The sequence below is a fragment of the Pseudomonas sp. B22129 genome (assembly GCF_044218875.1).
Lineage (GTDB): Bacteria > Pseudomonadota > Gammaproteobacteria > Pseudomonadales > Pseudomonadaceae > Aquipseudomonas.
On the sequence record NZ_CP162592.1, the window covers coordinates 5,452,635 to 5,470,761 of the forward strand.

The 18,127-nt window shown below is 62.8% G+C and carries 16 protein-coding genes; 4 read left to right on the forward strand and 12 right to left on the reverse strand.

Annotation, left to right across the window (positions count from 1 at the left end):
- Positions 1 to 69: 69 nt before the first annotated feature.
- Positions 70 to 768 carry an SDR family oxidoreductase gene (locus AB4P94_RS24755; protein WP_395607924.1) on the forward strand — a complete coding sequence of 233 codons (699 nt, stop codon included), beginning with the start codon at positions 70 to 72 and terminating at the stop codon, positions 766 to 768.
- Here the strand turns inward: AB4P94_RS24755 and AB4P94_RS24760 are convergent.
- Complete coding sequence (locus AB4P94_RS24760) at positions 758 to 1,642, reverse strand: NAD(P)/FAD-dependent oxidoreductase (RefSeq protein ID WP_395607925.1); 885 nt, start codon at positions 1,640 to 1,642, stop codon at positions 758 to 760. The two genes, AB4P94_RS24755 and AB4P94_RS24760, sit on opposite strands and share 11 nt — an antisense overlap.
- A 145-nt stretch (positions 1,643 to 1,787) precedes the next feature.
- On the opposite strand from AB4P94_RS24760, the gene AB4P94_RS24765 reads away from it, so the two are divergent.
- Entirely contained in the window at positions 1,788 to 2,225 is a 438-nt protein-coding gene (locus AB4P94_RS24765; RefSeq protein ID WP_395607926.1) for an Rrf2 family transcriptional regulator, read from the forward strand.
- On the opposite strand, the gene AB4P94_RS24770 is transcribed toward AB4P94_RS24765, so the two are convergent.
- Both AB4P94_RS24770 and AB4P94_RS24775 read right to left on the reverse strand, forming a co-directional pair.
- Positions 2,222 to 2,851: a ribonuclease gene (locus AB4P94_RS24770; RefSeq protein ID WP_395607927.1), complete on the reverse strand. Its 630-nt coding sequence runs from the start codon at positions 2,849 to 2,851 to the stop codon at positions 2,222 to 2,224. The two genes, AB4P94_RS24765 and AB4P94_RS24770, sit on opposite strands and share 4 nt — an antisense overlap.
- A gap of 24 nt (positions 2,852 to 2,875) precedes the next feature.
- Positions 2,876 to 3,856, reverse strand: coding sequence for a Gfo/Idh/MocA family protein (locus AB4P94_RS24775; protein WP_395607928.1), 981 nt, complete (start codon positions 3,854 to 3,856; stop codon positions 2,876 to 2,878).
- Between the two features lie 130 nt (positions 3,857 to 3,986).
- On the opposite strand from AB4P94_RS24775, the gene AB4P94_RS24780 reads away from it, so the two are divergent.
- The gene (locus tag AB4P94_RS24780; RefSeq protein ID WP_395607929.1) at positions 3,987 to 4,349 is read left to right on the forward strand and encodes an NUDIX hydrolase; all 363 of its coding nucleotides are present in this window, start codon (positions 3,987 to 3,989) and stop codon (positions 4,347 to 4,349) included.
- Here AB4P94_RS24780 and AB4P94_RS24785 read toward each other — a convergent pair.
- From AB4P94_RS24785 to AB4P94_RS24825, 9 genes are all read right to left on the reverse strand, one after another.
- Positions 4,335 to 5,048 carry a transporter substrate-binding domain-containing protein gene (locus AB4P94_RS24785; protein ID WP_395607930.1) on the reverse strand — a complete coding sequence of 238 codons (714 nt, stop codon included), beginning with the start codon at positions 5,046 to 5,048 and terminating at the stop codon, positions 4,335 to 4,337. The genes AB4P94_RS24780 and AB4P94_RS24785 overlap by 15 nt on opposite strands.
- Entirely contained in the window at positions 5,041 to 7,695 is a 2,655-nt protein-coding gene (gene acnA / locus AB4P94_RS24790) for an aconitate hydratase AcnA (RefSeq protein WP_395607931.1), read from the reverse strand. The genes AB4P94_RS24785 and acnA overlap by 8 nt, the downstream gene beginning before the upstream one ends.
- Positions 7,692 to 8,885, reverse strand: coding sequence for an ornithine--oxo-acid transaminase (gene rocD / locus AB4P94_RS24795; protein ID WP_395607932.1), 1,194 nt, complete (start codon positions 8,883 to 8,885; stop codon positions 7,692 to 7,694). The genes acnA and rocD overlap by 4 nt, the downstream gene beginning before the upstream one ends.
- 150 nt (positions 8,886 to 9,035) lie before the next feature.
- On the reverse strand, positions 9,036 to 10,154 hold the full coding sequence (locus AB4P94_RS24800) for a succinylglutamate desuccinylase/aspartoacylase family protein (protein ID WP_395607933.1): 1,119 nt from the start codon (positions 10,152 to 10,154) through the stop codon (positions 9,036 to 9,038).
- A 293-nt stretch (positions 10,155 to 10,447) separates the two neighbouring features.
- Positions 10,448 to 11,701, reverse strand: a complete 1,254-nt coding sequence (locus tag AB4P94_RS24805; protein ID WP_395607934.1) for an OprD family porin — start codon at positions 11,699 to 11,701, stop codon at positions 10,448 to 10,450.
- A 111-nt stretch (positions 11,702 to 11,812) separates the two neighbouring features.
- The gene (locus tag AB4P94_RS24810; protein ID WP_395607935.1) at positions 11,813 to 13,456 is read right to left on the reverse strand and encodes an ABC transporter ATP-binding protein; all 1,644 of its coding nucleotides are present in this window, start codon (positions 13,454 to 13,456) and stop codon (positions 11,813 to 11,815) included.
- Positions 13,453 to 14,331 (reverse strand): ABC transporter permease, encoded by an 879-nt coding sequence (locus tag AB4P94_RS24815; RefSeq protein WP_395607936.1) that lies wholly within the window; start codon positions 14,329 to 14,331, stop codon positions 13,453 to 13,455. Before AB4P94_RS24815 ends, AB4P94_RS24810 begins: the two co-directional genes overlap by 4 nt.
- Positions 14,328 to 15,269, reverse strand: coding sequence for an ABC transporter permease (locus AB4P94_RS24820; protein ID WP_395607937.1), 942 nt, complete (start codon positions 15,267 to 15,269; stop codon positions 14,328 to 14,330). The genes AB4P94_RS24815 and AB4P94_RS24820 overlap by 4 nt, the downstream gene beginning before the upstream one ends.
- A gap of 2 nt (positions 15,270 to 15,271) precedes the next feature.
- Positions 15,272 to 16,834 (reverse strand): ABC transporter substrate-binding protein, encoded by a 1,563-nt coding sequence (locus AB4P94_RS24825; protein WP_395607938.1) that lies wholly within the window; start codon positions 16,832 to 16,834, stop codon positions 15,272 to 15,274.
- A gap of 378 nt (positions 16,835 to 17,212) precedes the next feature.
- On the opposite strand from AB4P94_RS24825, the gene AB4P94_RS24830 reads away from it, so the two are divergent.
- The gene (locus AB4P94_RS24830; RefSeq protein ID WP_395607939.1) at positions 17,213 to 18,127 is read left to right on the forward strand and encodes a LysR substrate-binding domain-containing protein; all 915 of its coding nucleotides are present in this window, start codon (positions 17,213 to 17,215) and stop codon (positions 18,125 to 18,127) included.

The following is an 18,127-nucleotide window of genomic DNA, read 5'->3' on the forward strand; positions in this document are numbered from 1 at the left end:
TATAGGACCTACACGCGCAGGATAAAAACAGTTTCATTATTAAACCAAAACTGTCGTGTGGAGTGAATCATGGATATTCGTGGAAAAGTGGTACTGGTCACCGGCGCCAATCGTGGCCTGGGCAAAGCCTTCGTCATCGCATTGCTTGAAGCGGGCGCCGCCAAGGTCTACGCCGGCGCACGCGACCCGGCGAGCGTCAACATCCCCGGCAGTACGCCGGTGGCCCTGGACATCACTGACGCGGCCAGCGTGCAACGCGCCGCCGAGCAGTGCACCGACGTCAGCGTGGTGATCAACAATGCCGGTTTCCTCAAGTACGGTTCGCTGCTGGCTGAAGACAGTATCGAAAACCTGCAGCAGCATTTTGAGGTGAACACCTTCGGCACCCTGCGTGTCAGCCGCGCGTTTGCACCGATCCTGGCCAAACAAGGCGGCGGCGCGCTGATCAATATCCTCTCGGTGCTGAGCTGGCTGAGCCCGCCCGGTTCGGGCGGCTACAGCACCTCAAAATCCGCCCAGTGGGGCCTGACCAACGGCCTGCGCGGCGAGTTGCGTGAGCAGAATACCCTGGTGATCGGCGTGCACCCGGCCTACATCGACACCGACATGGTGGCCGACATCCAGGCGCCGAAAAGCACGCCGCAGGACGTGGTCGCCATCACGTTGAAGGCCCTGAGCGAAGACCGTGAAGAGGCGCTGATCACCGACATGACCCACGCCGTCAAAGCCTCGTTGTCCACCGATGCGCCGATCTACCTCAGCCGTTGATCAACGAAAAGTGCGCGCCCACCCCGGCGCGCACACCCTCGCCCACCGCCAGCGCCACCGAACCTGCCGCCAGGGCCGTATCGCCACAGGCGAACACGCCGGCCACGGAGGTCTGGCGCATTTCATCGGTGTGCAGATAAGCGCCCGTGGGGCCATCGAGCAGCTCACAGCCCAATGGCCCCGCCAGCGGGCTGATGCGCGTGCGCGACATCGTGAACACGCCATCAAGGCTGAACACCCGGCCATCGTCCAATTCCACATCGGCCCGCTCGCCGCTGAGCCGCCTGACCAACCCGCTTTGCACCGTGACGCCCCGCCGTTCCAGCTGCGCCTGTTGCTCCGCATCCGGCGTGAAGACGCCATTGGTAAATAACGTGGTGGTGCCCCAGTCCGGCAGCATCAGCGCGTGGTGCATGGCCAGTGGTGAAGTGGCAATGACGCCGATACGGCCCTGGTCCAGCTCGTAGCCGTGACAGTACGGGCAATGAAATACCCGTTTGCCCCAGCGCTCTTCAAGACCTTCGATCGGGGGCAATTCATCCACCACACCGGTGGCGAGGATCAAGCGCCTGGCGCGCAGTTCACCATTGCAGCGGGTTTGAACACTGAAACCGTCCGGCTGTTGCAGCGCTTGCACTGCGGTGTCCTGCACCCAGGTCACGGTTGCGTATTCCATCAACTGGCTGCGCCCTTCGGCGGCGATAACCTGCGGCGGCTGGCCGTCCTGCCCGAGAAAGCCGTGGGACGTGGCCGCAAACCGGTTGCGCCGCTGCCCCGCATCAATCATCAAAACCTGACGGCGCGCACGCGCCAGTTGCAGGCCCGCAGACAGGCCGGCATAGCTGCCGCCCACGATAATGACGTCGTAAATCATGTGTGTGATCTCGTCTTTCGGTGCACCCGGTTGTCCAGGCACTTTCACGGCACACCATAAGTTACATGAAAATAAGGCGTCAAGAGTCTCGCAACTCTTCAGGTTACGAACGATACTTCGCAGCGAATCGACTTGAGGTTTTTTGATGAGAAACGACACCCGGCTTTCGCGCATGCTGCACGTGCTAATCCACATGGGCCGCCATGAAGAGCGCGCCACATCGGAAACCATCGCGCAGATGCTCGGCACCAACCCGGTGGTGGTGCGGCGTACGCTCGGGTTGCTCAAGGAGAAAGGTTACGTGTGCTCGGAAAAGGGCCATCAGGGCGGCTGGACCCTGGGTAAACCCTTGAGTGAAATCACCCTGCTGGAGATTCACCACGCCCTCGGCACGCCGTCGATCTTTGCCATCGGCCTGTCCACCGACCACCCGCAATGCCTGGTGGAGCAAGCCGTGAACGCGGCGCTGACGGATGCCTTCGAACAGGCCCAGGCCCTGCTGTTGCAGCGCCTGGGTGATGTCACCCTGGCGCAGTTGGCAGAGGATTTTGACGAGCGTTACCGCGTGGCGATGCTGCCTTAGCGCTGCGAAGGAATACGGATATCGCCGTCGCGGCACTGCGTCTTCACGCTGCGCGGGCAGCCGGCGAAGGCCAGGTCCTTGGTCAGGCACACGCGCACTTCCGACAGCACCTTGCCCTTGCAGATCACCGCCAGCCCATGGTTGCCCATGCGCGGGTTGCTCTCGCGAAACAACGCTTCGATCTCACGGGCCTGCAATGACGGCGGCGTATTGAACGGCTGTAACTGCGTCGGGATTGTCACCGCACCGAGCGCGGCATCGGTTTTCTCCAGGTAGGCCAATGGCTCAAGCCCGGTGCAGGTGCCGTGTTTGGCCCATTCGTGCCTGAGCAGCGAACGGGTCGGAAACAACGCGGCACCCTTGTCCATTTCTTCGCGGCTCAAGCGCGACTGCGCGTCACACAAGGAAGGCCACCCCCCCTTCGCGTATTGCGGCCACAGGCCGTGCAACACAAAGCCATAGCCCTTGCCCGAACACTGTTCGTTGTCCGGGTGCGTCAGGCAAAACGTCGGCGACCATGACAGCGACAGCACATAAAAATCGAACACGCCCGGCGTCCCTTCGCTGCGCGGCGCCGCCGTTGCGCAGGTGGCGAACGCCAGCCACAACACCATCAGGTATTTCATACGTCTGTTCCTTGAAAAAATCGATCACCCCGCAAGATGAGGGTTGCGCCGCAGCACCTTGTCCAGAATCCGGTCGGTCTTCAATGCCTCGATCGCCAATGAAGGATGCTCGAGTTCACCGCGAATATGCGCATTCATATTCAACACATGGTGCCACTGGATATGCGCATGGCACGGGACTTCCAGCACCTCATCGGTCTCGCCCTCCAGCCGCAACGGCTGGTCTTCGAACACCGCAAAGGTGATACGCCCGCGACTGCCGATCAGCTCGACCTTGTCTTCACGCCGGTCTGCCACAAAGTTCCAGCAGCCCATGCCCAACGCACCCGAGGTGAAGGTCCAGCAGGCCGTCACCGCGTCTTCCGCCGCGTACTTTCCGGCCTGTCGTGCAGTAAAACCGCTGACCTCGACGATGTCCCCGGCCAGGTACTGAAACAGATCAAAGCCGTGGCTGGCCAGGTCGGCAAAGTAACCACCGCCGGCGATGGCCGGGTCGGTACGCCAGTTGGCGGCGTTAGCGTCATCCGCCGCCGCAGGTTTGCACAGGCTCCAGGTGAGCTGACGCAAATCGCCGATGCGCCCCTCCAGCAGCCAGTCACGCACCTGCTGGAAGCGCGGCAGCGAACGGCGATAGTAGGAAACGAACAAGTGCAACCCTGCGCGCTCGAAGGTGCGTTGCATCAACGCACTCTGTTCGGCATTCAGCGACATGGGTTTCTCGACGCAGCAATGCTTGCCGGCGGCGGCCACCCTCAAGCTGTATTCCAGATGGCTGTCGGGCGGTGTGGCGATATACACCGCGTCCACTTCAGGGTCGTCAATCAGGGCCTGGGCATCGGTGTAGAAGCGGGAGATGCCATGGCGCGCCGCATAATCGCGCACGGCGTCCTCGCGGCGCCCCATCACGGCCACCAAGGCGGAGCCAGGCGCTTTGTAGAAAGCCGGCCCACTCTTCAATTCAGTGACGCTGCCACAGCCGATCATGCCCCAACGTACGGTAGTCATCGGTTTTCCTCGTGCGTTTTTTCATCCAGCCGGCAGTATCCACATCCCCCCTCGTCGGCGCCACCGCCGCTTAGCATGACAATTGCATTACACTTTTGTGACATTCATCGGGCTACAGGGAAACTACGGGATGAAAATAAGGGCCACGGTCATTTGCCAACACGAGGGGCACATCCTCTTCGTGCGCAAGGCCAAAGCAAAATGGGCGTTGCCGGGGGGCAAGGTCGAGCCGGATGAACGCCCGGTCGGCGCGGCCGAGCGGGAACTGGAAGAAGAAACCGGGCTGAATGTGGACGGGCTGCTGTATTTGCAGGAGCTGAAGGCCCGCGACACGCTGCATCACGTGTTCGAAGCCTCGGTGGTGAACATCAGCGAAGCCCGGCCTTGCAACGAAATCATCGACTGCCAGTGGCACGCCTACAGCGCCATGGACGAACTCGACACCACCGACGCCACCCGCCACATCGTCAAAGCCTTCCTACGTCGCCTGTAGTTCAGCGCTCTGCCCGCTGGCCTGCAAACCTCGCTTGACCACGCCATTCTCTTTCTGCCGTTCGACAAAGGATCTGACGAACGCGGCAGCGGCTGCCTGCGCCACCGGAACCGCCATGGCCTGGCGAATGGTCATGAAATCATCGTCGACCAAGCGCCACTGCGCCGACACTTTGCCCTGCAGGAAATCGCGCACCCCTGCCGCCGCATCCAGGCCTTGCTCGATAAACCAGTCCACGGCCGCCGCCGACGTTGGCGCGCGGACCAGCTCGGCGTGCTGCAGCGTGCGGCTCAAGTACAAGTCATAGGCCGCGCCCTGACCGACGGCGATCCGTTTGCCCGGTGCGTCCAGCTGCGCCACATGGGTGAAGGCTGAATCCGCCGCCACCAGATAGGTGCCCTTGATCGCCACATAGGGCGCGCTGAAGGCGATTTCCTGCTCGCGTACCGGCTCGATGGCCAGAAAGGCGACGCGCCAAACATCCTCGGCCAATGCGGCAAAGACCTTGCCCGCCGCCTCAAAGGTGATCAACTCCAGCGTCACTCCCAACTCGTCGGCCAAGGCCTCTGCCAGCACCACGGAAACACCTTGGGGCTCACCGCCCGGGCCGCGTTGCGCGAGCACCGGGTTGCCAAAATTGATGGCGGCGCGCAGCACGCCGTCGGGGGCCAGTTGTTGCAGCACTTGCGGGTCAATCATCGAGCGCTCCTTGGCGAGTCCGTTGCACGGTCTTGCGGATCACAAACGGCAACACGCCGCCGTGCTCAAGGTACCCAAGCTCTTGCATTGAGTCGAGGCGCAGGGCCAGAACGGTGCTCGTCACAGCGTTATCGGCGCGGGTGATCTGCAGGGTAATCGGGTTCTCGCCGACCTTCAGCGCGCCCAGCCCCATAAAGTCCAGGCGTTCGCTGCCGTCCAGCGCCAAGTCCTGCACGGTTGCGCCCTCGGCGAACACCAGCGGCAGCACGCCCATGCCGATCAGGTTGCTGCGGTGAATGCGCTCGATACTGCGCGCCACCACCGCTTTGATCCCCAGCAGGCTCAGCACCTTGGCCGCCCAGTCACGGCTTGAGCCGGCGCCGTAGTTGATACCGGCAAACAGCACCGTCGGTGTACCCGCATAGCTTTGCGCGGCGAGGTACAGCGGCAGGTACTCGCTGTGGTCGGCATTCCACGCCCACACACCCCGGCGCGGGGATTGCTGGGCATCCAGCAGGTTGTTCAGGCGCGGGTTGGTAAAGGCGCCGCGCACCATCACTTCATGGTTGCTGCGCCGAGTGGAGTACTGGTTGAAATCCACCTCGGCCTCGCCGCGCTCGCGCAGCCAGGCACCGGCCAGGCTGTCGGGCGGGATGGTGCCGGCCGGCGAGATATGGTCGGTGGTGACGTTATCGCCCAGCACCACCAGTGCCCGCGCATGGCGCACAGACAGGCTCTTCGCGGGTAATGGCTGCACGTCCGCCAGATACTGCGGGCGCCGCAGGTACGTCGAATCCGGGTGCCAGCCAAACCGCACACTGCCATCGGCCTCCAGCGCCTGCCAATGATGCGTGCCCTGCCACAATAGCTCGCCACGCTGGCGAAACAACGCCGGGCGCACCACCTCGGCCACTTGCGCAGCCACCTCGGTATCACTGGGCATCAGCTCGTGCAGATACACCGGTTTGCCCTGAGCATCGATGGCAAGCGGCTGGCTCGACAGGTCGATGTCGATACTCCCGGCAATCGCATAGGCCACGCATAGCGCGGGCGACGCCAGGTAGCCCGCGGGTACATTCGGGTTGACCCGGCCTTCAAAGTTGCGATTGCCCGACAGCACCACCACGCCCTTGAGGCCTTGCCGGGCAAAGCGTTCGACATGGGCCTCCAGGCTGCCCGAATTACCGATGCAGGTCATGCAGCCAAAGCCTGCGAGGTCGAAACCCAGCGCGGCAAAATCCTCCAGCAGCCCCGCCGCCTCCAGATAATCGGCGACCACCCGCGAACCCGGCGACAACGAAGTCTTGACCCACGGCCTGCGCCCCACGCCACGTGCCCGCGCATTACGCGCCAGCAACCCGGCCTGGACCATCTGCGCCGGGTTGGCGGTGTTGGTGCAACTGGTGATCGCCGCCATCACCACGGCGCCGTGGGTCAGCGGGGCATCGAAGGCCGGCTCGAAAAACTGCTGCCCGGATTCGGCCTGCACCTGTTGATAAAACGAAGCCGCGGCATTCGCCAGTGGCTGACGCTGATGGGGCTGATGCGGCCCGGCAACACTCGGCTCGACCTGCGCCAGGTCCAGTTCAATCAACTCATCAAACTGCGGTTGTAGTTCGCCTTCCCGGCGCCACAGGGATTGCGCCGCCATATAAGCCGCGATCTTGGCCAACAAGGGCTTGGGTCGCGCGGTCAATTCCAGGTAAGACAGGGTCTCGTCATCAAACGGGAAAAACACCACGGTGGCGCCGTACTCTGGTGCCATATTCGCCACCGTACCGCGCGCCGCCCAACTCAGGGACGACAACCCGGGCCCGGTGAATTCGACAAACTTGCCGACCATGCTGCGCTGACGCAACAGCTCAGTCACGGTCAACGCCAAATCAGTGGCCGTCACACCAGGGCGCAGCGCGTTGCTCACACGAATGCCCACCACCTGCGGAAACGCAATCGGCACCGGTTCGCCGAGCATCGCCGCCTGCCCTTCCAGCCCGCCCACGCCCCAACCGAGCACGCCGATGGCATTGATCATCGGCGTATGGCTATCGGTCGCCACCATGCAATCAGGGTGCAGCAGTACGCCGCCGTCGGCCGCCGGGCTTTCCCACACCACCTGCGCAATGGCTTCCATGTTCATCTGATGGATGATCCCCGTGCCCGGCGGGATCACCTTGAAGTTATCCAGGCTGGCCTGGGCCCACTTGATAAAGCGGTAGCGCTCACTGTTGCGGCGAAAGTCGATGTCGAGGTTGGCGTCCACCGCGCCCGCTTCGGCGTAGTGCTCGACGATCACCGAATGGTCGATGGTCAGCACCGCCGGAATCGACGGGTTGACCGCCGCCGGGTCGCCGCCCAGTTCCGCCACCACGTCGCGCATCCCGGCGAAATCCGCCAGCGCCGGCAAACAGGTGGTGTCATGGAACATCAGCCGGTTGGGCTGGAACGGCACCTCGCAATCCGGGCCGCTGCCGGTCGCGCGCGCCAGCACCTGCGGCAGGGATGCCGGGGCACAGCGGGCGATGTTTTCCAGCAGGATGCGCACGGCATACGGCAGCCGGTGCAGTTGTTCCGGGGTCAGCAGTTGATGCAGGTCGACATAGGTGTAACGCTGCCCGTCGATGTGCAGGTGGTTGAGATAATCGCTCATAGCTGGCCGAACACCCGTTCGATACGTGCCAGGCCCCAATCGAGTTCTTCGCGGGTGATCGACAACGGCGGTGCAATGCGCAGGACGTTTTCGTGGGTCTCCTTGGTCAGCAGGCCTTCGGCGAGCAGCGCTTCGCAGATCGGCCGCGCGTCGCGGTCCAGCTCCACCCCCACCCACAAACCGCGCCCGCGAATCTCGCGGATCGCCGGGGCATTCATCGCCGTCAGGCGCTCCACCAGGTACTGACCGAGTCTCGCGCTGTTGTCGATCAAGCCTTCTTCTTCCAACACGTTCAGGGCTTCCAGGCCAACGGCGGCGGCCAACGGGTTGCCGCCAAAGGTGGAGCCGTGGCTGCCGGCGTCGAACAGGTCCATGATCGAGTGATCGGCCACAAACGCCGACACCGGCATGATCCCGCCGCCCAGCGCCTTGCCGAGAATCAATGCATCCGGGCGAATGCCCTCGTGCTGGAAGGCGAACCACTTGCCGGTGCGGCCCAGGCCCGACTGGATCTCGTCGAGTATCAGCAGGGTGTTGGTCTCATCGCACAGCTGGCGCAACTCACGCAGGAACCCGGCGGGCGGCACGCGAATGCCGGCTTCACCCTGGATCGGTTCGATCAACACCGCGCAAGTGTCGGCCGTGATGGCCTGGCGGAAGCTTTCGATGTCGCCAAAGCGCGCTTCGGTGAAGCCGTTGCAGAACGGGCCGAAATCGGCCTTGTAATCCGGTTCGGAGGAGAAGCCGACGATGGTCGAAGTGCGCCCGTGAAAGTTGTTGTCGGCCACCACGATGTTCGCCCTGTTGGCGGCAATGCCCTTGACCCGGTAACCCCAACGGCGCGCAGCCTTGATCGCGGTTTCCACCGCCTCGGCGCCGCTGTTCATCGGCAGCGCCGAATCAAACCCGCTGATGCGGCACAGCGCCTTGAGGAAGTTGCCCAGCGGCTCGCTGTAGAACGCACGGGACACCACGCTGATCTTGTCGATCTGCGCCACGGCGGCGGCGCGGATGCGCGGGTGAACATGGCCGTGGCTGACGGCGGAATAGGCCGACATCATGTCCAGGTAACGCGTGCCGTCATCACCAATGGCCCAGACGCCCTCGCCCTTGACGATGACCACCGGCAGCGGCGAATAGTTGTGGGCGCAGAATCGGTTTTCGAGGGTGATTGCCGGGTTGGAGTGCATGGGGTGTCCTGCCTGGTAAAAATCTAATGAACAAAAGAGGTCAACTGTGGGAGCTGGCTTTTTGTGGCGAGCAAGCTTGCTTGCGCTGGGGTGCGAAGCGCCCCCAAAAAAGCCGGCTCCCACAGTGAATTGCATTTCATGGCCTGAAAATCAGGCGCTGAGCAGCTTGCCGCTGCGAATCGGCGTGGCACCGGAAACGCGACCCAGCGGGTCACCGGGTTTCACAAAGCGCACATCGCGGCGCATGTACAGCACGCCAGTGGTGTGGCTGGTGACGGTCACGGCCTGGCCGCTGTGCGGGTCAACGATGTCGAACAACGCCTGCCCCGCTTCGACGCGGCTGCCGACGGCGGCGCGGTGCACCAGCACCCCGGCGCCCGGCGCGTAAAACTGTTCGCTGCCGGCCAAGGGTGTCGCCGGGTTGCGCAAGGCCGGCAACGGGCGCGGCGTGCCTTCAATGGCGCCCAGGTGCGTGAGATAATCGATGATCGCGGTGGCGTCATGCTCGGCCAGCTCATAAGACACATCACGCTGCCCGCGATGCTCAACCGTCACCGCGATGCTGCTGTCCGGAATCGGGAAACGCTCGCCCAACTGCTCGCGCAAGTTCACCCACAACAGGTACAGCGCTTCATCAAAGGAATTGGCCTGGGAATCGGTGGCCAGCAAGGTGGCCTCGGCGCCGATGTAACGCGCCAGCGGTTCGATGGTCGGCCATACCGACTCACCGGTGTAGAGGTGCATCGCCGCCTCGCGGGAGCAATGCAGGTCCAGCACGATGTCGGCGTCGTGGGCCAGCAGCATCAGGGTGTGTTGCAAGGACTGGTATTCGTCCATCGGCTGGGCGGCGCGCAAGCATTCGCCCCAGGCGGTGCGGATCAGCTCGCGGTTGGCGTGGATGTCCTGGCCCAGCAGGTGTTCGACCTTGCCCACAATCGCCTGATACGGCACCGGAAAACCCCGGTTGTAATTGCGCCCGCTGCCCAGTTCAAACCGCCCGCTCGGGGCGCCCATGATGTACTGGCCCAGGCCCGCCGGGTTGGCCACCGCTACCAGCACAACTTCTGCGTTCAGGCGCCCGGCACTTTCCAGCGCCACCAAGTGCCGGCGCAGCTGCGCGGCCACCAGCATCGCCGGGGTTTCATCGGCGTGCAGCGCCGCCTGAATATAGATTTTTCGACCTGCACCCGCCACGCCGTAATGCTCACTGTCCACGTACCTGTGGGTGCCCTGTGTCGCTTGCAGCAAGGGGTGTTGAATAAGTTTCATAAACCGGAAGTCTCGATATTCGAGTGATGGACCTTGAGAAAATATTAACGAGACCGGGTGATCGCCCGTAAGGGCGGCCAGGGCTATCTTGATCTGCAAATCCGATCAACATTTGGGAACCGGCTTCCCGTGGCGAGCGGGCTTGCCCCGCGTTGGGCTGCGAAGCAGCCCCAAAACCAGGCAACGCATGTTGTCTGCAGGAACGCGGTTGCTTCGATGGGGCTGCTACGCAGCCCAACGCGGGACAAGCCCGCTCGCCACAAATAGGCCACAGTTGATCAGACTATTGAGGCCTACCAGAGCGCCAGGGTGTAGCCCAGCATCACGCGGTTTTCGTTGACGTCATTGAAGTAGTTGCCCTTGCTCAGGGCGTTGCGCCAGCGCATCGACACGCCTTTGAACGGCCCGTTCTGCACCACGTAACTGATGTCCAGGTCACGTTCCCATTCACGCCCTTCGCCGTTGAAACCAATCACCTCGGCCGAGTCGCCTTTGGCGTACTTGATGCCCATCAACAGGCCCGGCAAGCCCAGGTCGGCGAAGTTGTAGTCGTAGCGCGCGTGCCAGGCCTGTTCCTTGGTCTGGGTGAAGTTGCTGAACTGGTATTCGGTGAACAGGTAGGTAATCGAGCCGTCCAGGTAGGTAAACGGCGTGGTGCCGTACTGGCGCTGGAAGCCGCCGCCGATGCTGTGGCCGCCGTACTGGTAGGTCAGGCGCGTGCTCAGCGCACTGTTATCGACCTTGCCGGCCAGGCCCGCGCCGTCCTTGTCGGAGTTGAAGTAGCGCACGTCGGTTTTCAGCGTGCCGCCACCGAGGCCGAAGTTGTTCTTGAAGCCCACGTATTGCTGCTGGTAGATGCTGTCCAGCGCGGCAAAGTGGTAGCTGACCAGCGTGTTCGGCGTCAGCGAGTAATCGCCCCCGGCAAAGCGGAACTTGTCGCTCAGGGCGGTGCTTTTGTAGACCTTGCTGACGGTGGTCAGCTTCATGTCTTCGTAGTTGGTGGAGTCGCGATCCTTGGCCTGGTCGATCTGCCCAAGGGTGACTTTGAGGTTGCTGATGTCGTTTGACACCAGTTGCGTACCGCTGAACGACTGCGGAAACAGACGGCTGGTGTTGGGCTGCAAAATCGGCAGGTCCGGCACCAGGTAACCCACGCGCAGTTCGCTCTTGGCAAAGCGCGCCTTGGCGGTCACGCCGAGTTTGGAGTACTCATCGGACACGTTCTTGTCGCTGTCGCGTTGCAGCAACCCCGTACCGGAAAGGCCCGGGCTGGAGTCGAGTTTCACCCCCAGCATGCCGGTCAAGTCCAGGCCGAAACCCACGGTGCCTTCGGTAAAGCCCGACTTGATGCCCAGGATAAAACCCTGGGCCCATTCCGCCCGCATCGACTGCGAGGCGTTCTCCCGGTAGTCACGGTTGAAGTAGTAGTTCTTCAATTCCAGCGTACCGCTGCTGTCCTTGATGAAGTCGGCCTGGGCGGCGAACGGGATCATCCCGCTGCTCACGACGCCTACGCCTGTGATGAGTTGAGTCAGGGATTTTTTCATTTTTTTAAGCTCCTGGCAGTGTCATGGTTGGGGGTTTTTATTGTTCTTCGGACATGGCTTCGCCATTCGCGCCAATCAGCGATTGGCGCGGCAGGTGAAATCAGTCCTGGGTTACAGCGCTAGCGGTACGGGGCCCTGGCGGATGCGGTAGCCACCGTTTTCAAGTTTCTCCAAGGGGCTGGCGGCGGCCAGCAGTTTGCGGGTGTACGGGTGTTGCGGGCGGTCGAAAATCTCGTCACGCGCGCCCATTTCCACCACCCTGCCCTCACTCATCACCGCCACCCGGTGGGCAATGCGCTCCACCGCTGCGAGGTCGTGGGAGATGAAAAGGCAGGCAAAGCCGTACTGCGCCTGCAGGCGTTCGAACAGTTCGAGAATCTGTTTCTGGATGGTCATGTCCAGCGCCGAAATCGGCTCGTCGGCAATCACCAACCGTGGGTGACGCACCAACGCGCGGCCAATCGCGACGCGTTGACGCTGGCCGCCGGACAATTGATGCGGGAAGCGGTCGACAAACTGCTCGGCCAAGCCGATGTCCAGCAGGGTTTTCGTCACGCGCTCACGCTTTTGCTCGGCGCTCATGCCGGGCACATGGCGTAGGGGCTCGGCAAGGATGTCGCCGATTTTCATGCGCGGGTCGAGGGACGAATACGGATCCTGGAAAATCATCTGGCATTGCAGGCGATGTTCGCGGTTGCCGGACTTGAGAATGTCCACGCCTTCAAACTCGATGGCGCCGGCGCAGGCTTTGTTCAGGCCGACAATCGCCCGGCCCAACGTGGTTTTGCCGGAGCCGCTGCCACCGACCAGGGCCAGGGTTTCCCCGGGCGCGATGCTCAGGTTGGCCGAGTGCACCACGCGTTTGAACTGGCTGCGACCCCACAGGCTGCGCGGGCCCGGGTGTTCGATGCACACGTCTTTTACCGTCAGCAGTGGCCCGTCAGCCTTGGGCAAGGCGGCCAGCACACCGCGACGCGGCAAGGCTTCCAGCAGTTGGCGGGTGTACTCGGCCTTGGGCGACAGTAGAATCTGCTCGATCGTGCCCTGCTCCACCGCACGGCCTTCGCGCATCACCACCACCTTGTCGGCGTAACGCGCCACCAGTGACAGGTCGTGGCTGATAAACAGAATCGCCGTGCCCTGCTCGCGGGTCAGGTCGAGCATCAGTTTCAACACGTCCAGTTGCGCCAGGCAGTCCAGCGCCGTGGTCGGTTCGTCGGCAATCAGCAACGCCGGACGCAACAGCATCACCGAGGCGAGCATGATGCGCTGGCGCATGCCGCCGGAGAATTCATGGGGGAACGCCGCCAGGCAGCGCTCGGCGTCTTTGATGCCGATATGCCCGAGCATCTCCAGGCTGCGGGTGCGAATCTGTTCCTCGGTCAGCTTGGTGTGCAAGCGCAGGCCCTCGGCCATTTGCTCGCCGATGCTCATGGACGGGTTCAACGACACCATGGGCTCCTGGAACACCATGCCGATTTTCGCCCCGCGCAACTGGCGCAGTTGCTCGGGCGCCAGGCTGTTGAGGTCGTGGCCCTGGAAGCGTACCTGCCCGCCGCAATGCTCCAGCGGTGGCGGCAACAGGCCGATGGCGGCGCGGGCGGCCATGGTCTTGCCGCTGCCGGACTCGCCGACCAGCGCGACGATTTCGCCCGGTGCGATGGTGAAGCTCAAATCGTTGACCGCCAGCGGGCCGTGGGCGCCGACGCGGATTTTCAGGTGATCGACGGCCAAGAGTACGTCAGTCATGGTCATTTACTCATCCGTGGATCAAGGCGGTCACGCAAGGCGTCGCCACACAGGTTGAACGCCAGCAGCGCCATGGCGATGCAGACCCCGGGAAACAGCCCCAGCCAACTGGCCGTGGCAATGTACGGCCGGCTGGCCGCAAGCATGTTGCCCCAGGTCGCCGCCGGTGGCGGCACGCCCAGGCCGAGGAAACTCAAGGCACTTTCGGCGAGAATTGCCCAGCCAAACATGCTGGTCGCCAGTACACACACCGGCGCTACGCAGTTCGGCGCGATGTGGCGCAGCATGGTGTACAGCTCGGAGTTGCCGATTACTCGCGAGGCTTCCACGAACTCTTTCTCACGCAGCGACAACACCGTGCCGCGCACCACCCGCACCACCGACGGCGTGTAAGCCAGGCTCAGGGCGAAGACGATGCCGTACAGGCTCGGGCCGATGATCGCCATCAAGCCCAGCGCCAACAGAATCCCCGGAAACGCCAGCAGCGCGTCGTTGATCATCATCAGGCCACGGTCGACCCAGCCCCGCAGGAAACCGGCGAGCAGGCCAAGGAAGGTGCCGGCGACAATTGCCAGGCTCACCGTCAACACACTCACCCACAGGCTGGTGTGCGCGCCGATCATCAAGCGGCTCAACACATCGCGGCCATATTCATCGGTGCCCAGCAGGTGCGCGGCGGTCGGTGCCTGCAAGCGTGCCAGCAGGTTCAGCGCCAGCGGGTCACGGGGCGTCCACACCAGGCCCAACGCGGCCATCAACAACAGTAAACCCAGCAGGAACGCACCGATCAGCGCGTTCAACGGCGGCACACGCCAGGCCTTCGGGGCACGCGCCGGCGCCGGCAGCAGCACGTCGGGCGCAACAGGAAGAGGCTTATTCATAACTTAACCCTGGGGTCGAAGAGCGGGTACAGCAGGTCCACCAACAGGTTGACCAGCACATAAATAAAGGTCACCAGCAGCAGGCAGCCTTGCAGCACGGGGTAGTCGCGGGCGTAGATGGCGTCGACCATCAGGCGGCCGATGCCCGGCAGGGTGAACACGGTTTCGAGCACCGCGATGCCGCTGAGCAGGTTGCCGAGGATCAGGCCGATCAGGGTCAAGGTCGGTGCAAACGAGTTGCGCAACGCATGGCGCCACAGCACTGCGCGCTCCGACAAACCCTTGGCCCGGGCGTGGGTGATGTATTCCAGGCGCAGCACTTCAATCGCACTGGCCCGCGCCATACGGGTGATCGCGCCGAGTTCCACCAGCGTCAGGGTGACAATCGGCAGCACGATGAATGTAACGGCCTGCCACGGCGACTGACTGAACGACACATAGCCCACCACCGGCAACCAGCCGAGCTTGATGCCGAATGCGTAGAGCAACAGCAGGCCGAGCCAGAAGCTGGGGATCGACAGCAACAGCGTCGCCGTCGACACCACGCCAAAATCCAGCGCACTGTCCTGCTTCCATGCCGCGAGCAAACCTGCCGGCACCGCGATCAGCGCCGCCAGCAGCACCGAAACCAGCACGATTCCGGCACTCACCTGGAACCTATCCAGAATCAGCGGCAATACCGCCTCATTGGTCGTGATCGAATGCCCCAGGTCACCGCTGAGCACGGCCTTGAGCCAAATCACAAACTGCACCGGCAAAGGCTGGTCCAGCCCCAGCGACGCGCGGGCAACTTCCAGGCTGTGGGCATCGGCCATGTCGCCGAGCATCAACAGCGCCGGGTCACCGGGCACCAGGCGGATGATCGCGAACACCATCAGCGAGATCAGCAACAAGGTCGGGATCGACATCGCCAGGCGTTGAGAAATAAAGCGGAACATCCTCAATTACTCCCGGAAGCGGGGACGCTGACGGTCCACAGGCGCGGCTTGGACACCGGCCAGGTGCGCAGGCCCTTGACGTAGTCACGGCTGGCGGCGATGGCATTGCCGTTGTACATCGGGATCAATGGCACGTCCTTGATCATCTGCTGGTGCAGTTGGTCGAACAGGGCCTGGCGTTTGGTGAGGTCGCCTTCGCGCTGGGCTTCACGCAGCCAGTGCCGGGCATCGGGGTTGTCCCAGACCTTGCGGGCTTCCTTGTCCTTGTCGCCGGTCATCGAATCAAAACTCAGGGCCGGGTCGAGGCGCTCGGAATACGGGAAGGCCATCATCTGGTAGTTGCCGCTCTGGTAGCGTTCAAGCTGGGTGCCCCACTCGAGGGTTTCCAGCTCCAGGTTGATGCCGCTGGCCTTGGCCATGGCTTGCACGAACACGCCCATGTCGAAGATCGCGGCGTAGCGTTTGTTGACGATCAGCTTGATCGGCTCGCCTTTGTAGCCCGCCTCGCGGAGCAATTGCGCGGTCTTGGCCGGATCGAAGGCAAAGCCCTGGTCTTCAATGGCGGTGTGGTAATGGCTGCCGCTGGCGACCATCGAGTTATTCGCCTTGGACCGCCCGCCGGTGAGGGCTTCGACGATTTGCGCGGTGTCCAGCGCGTGGGCGATGGCTTGGCGCAGGCGCACATCTTTAAGCAGCGGGTCGCGGGTCTGGAACAACAAGGCATTGACCGACATGGTGCCGCTGGAGGTCACGCGCACGCCGGGGTTGGCCGCGAGTTCCGTGGCATCCAACGGTGTCACGTCAATCAGCAGGTCGACGTTTTTCGACAGCAAGGCCGCCTTGGCCGCCGCCGGGTCCGGGATCACCAGCAAGCGCACGCGGTCAAGGTGGGCGGTCTTGTTGCCGGTATAGCCGTCGGGTTCTTTTTCATCGCGCGGGGTGTAGTTGGCGTTGCGCAGCAACTCTACGTATTGGCCGGGCTTCCATTCGCCGAGTTGGAACGGGCCGGTACCGACCGGGGCTTTCCAGCTACCGTCGGCATTCAGCGAGTCCGGCGAGAGGATGCCGCTGCCGCCACACTCAGGCAGCGCGGTGCTGGTGAGGAACAGGCCGTTGGGCTTGTCGAGGGTGAACACCACAGTCAGCGGGTCCGGGGCACTCATGTCGACGATTTTCGCGCCGCCATGGCCGTCGAACTCAGGCGCGCAGCGCCATTGGGTCTTGGGGTCGAGGAAGCGCTTCCAGGTCCACAATACTTCGGCGGAGGTCAGCGGCTTGCCGTTCTGGAATTTCACCCCGTCACGCAAGTGGAAGGTGTAACGCAGGCCGTCGTCGGACACTTGCACCTCTTTAGCCAGCAACGGCCCGACGGTGGCGTCTTCGCGGAACGCCACCAGCCCTTCGGTGATGTGCATGATCACCGCGTCGGAATTGGTGTCGCGGTTCACACCCGGGTCGGTGCTGCGAATGTCGGCGTTGAGCGCCACCTTCAAGACACTTTCAGCGTGGGCAGTGCCCATCAGCGCCGCAGACAAGGCGCCTGCCAGGATAAAAGTCTTGTTCATGGATAAATGCACCTTAACTGTTCCTTACGCATGGGTTCGGACGCTGGCAGGACCCAAAAAGAGGCACGGCCGAACTCCTGAATAGTTGTTGTTGTTTTAGTCGCCGTTCACGGTGGGCGAATGTTCCTGGGCCGATCTTATTCTTCACGCGCCAACCTTGAGAAGAACGCTCCAGGTGATCGGGCTCGGGTTTTCCGATCACTGGGCAATTGCGTATCGCAATGCCCTGAGCCTACCGAAAAATCGAGGGTTAAAGCCGTTTACCCACTATCAAAAATAATGAACCTGATCGGCCGAACCGATCTGTGCGCCCGGTAAGCCATCAGATAAGCTGGCCAGCATCCAATAGTTTAGATGCCACGACCGAGGCCACTGCCCATGACTCTCACCCATCTTCGCGCGTTCTGTGCCGTGGTTGAAAAAGGCAGTTTCCGCTCTGCCGCGCGCCAGCTGGACGTGGCACAAAGCACCCTGACCCAATCGATCCAGACCCTGGAAAAAGAACTCGGCGTGGTCTTGCTGCAACGCTCGAACCAAGGCATCAACCTCACCCCCGCCGGCGAAGTGTTCCTGGTGCGTGCGCGCTCCATTACCCTGGACTGCGAACGCGCCCTGCTCGACCTGCAACCCTGGAAAGGCGAACCCGAAGGCAACATCGCCCTGGGCGTCACCTCCGAACCCCTGGCCGAATTGCTGCTGCCGGTGCTGAGCAACTTCACCCAGCGCTTCCCGCGCATTCAAGTGCACGTGGCCAGCGACACCACCAAAGGGCTGGTCGAGAAGGTGCGCGATGGCCGCCTGGACTTTGTGCTGTGCCCGCTGGCGCCGAATGTCACTGACATCGACCTCTCCATCGACCGCCTCTACAGTTCCACCGCCGGGATCATCGCGCGCAAGGGCCACCCGCTGGCCCAGGCCAAATCCGTGCAGGCGCTGGTGGACTGCCAGTGGATCAGCGTGCGCCCCTCCGGCGTGGTCGGCGGCGCGGAAAACCGCCTGGTCGAGCTGTTTCGCACCCAGGGCCTGGCGCCGCCAAAAATCGCGATCACCACCGATTCACTGCTCGAAACCCTGCACATCGTTTCGGAAACCGACTACCTGACCATCGAGCCACGCATGTTGCCGGGGATGAAGCTGTTTTCCAGCGCCCTGACCACCATTGCCATCGAAGAACCGTTGGCGAGCCGCGATGTGTGCCTGATCAGCCGGCGCTCCTCACCCCTGACCAGCGTCAGCCAGGAACTCACCAGCATGCTGATTTCCTATTCGCGGCTGGTGCATCGCAGCCGTTGA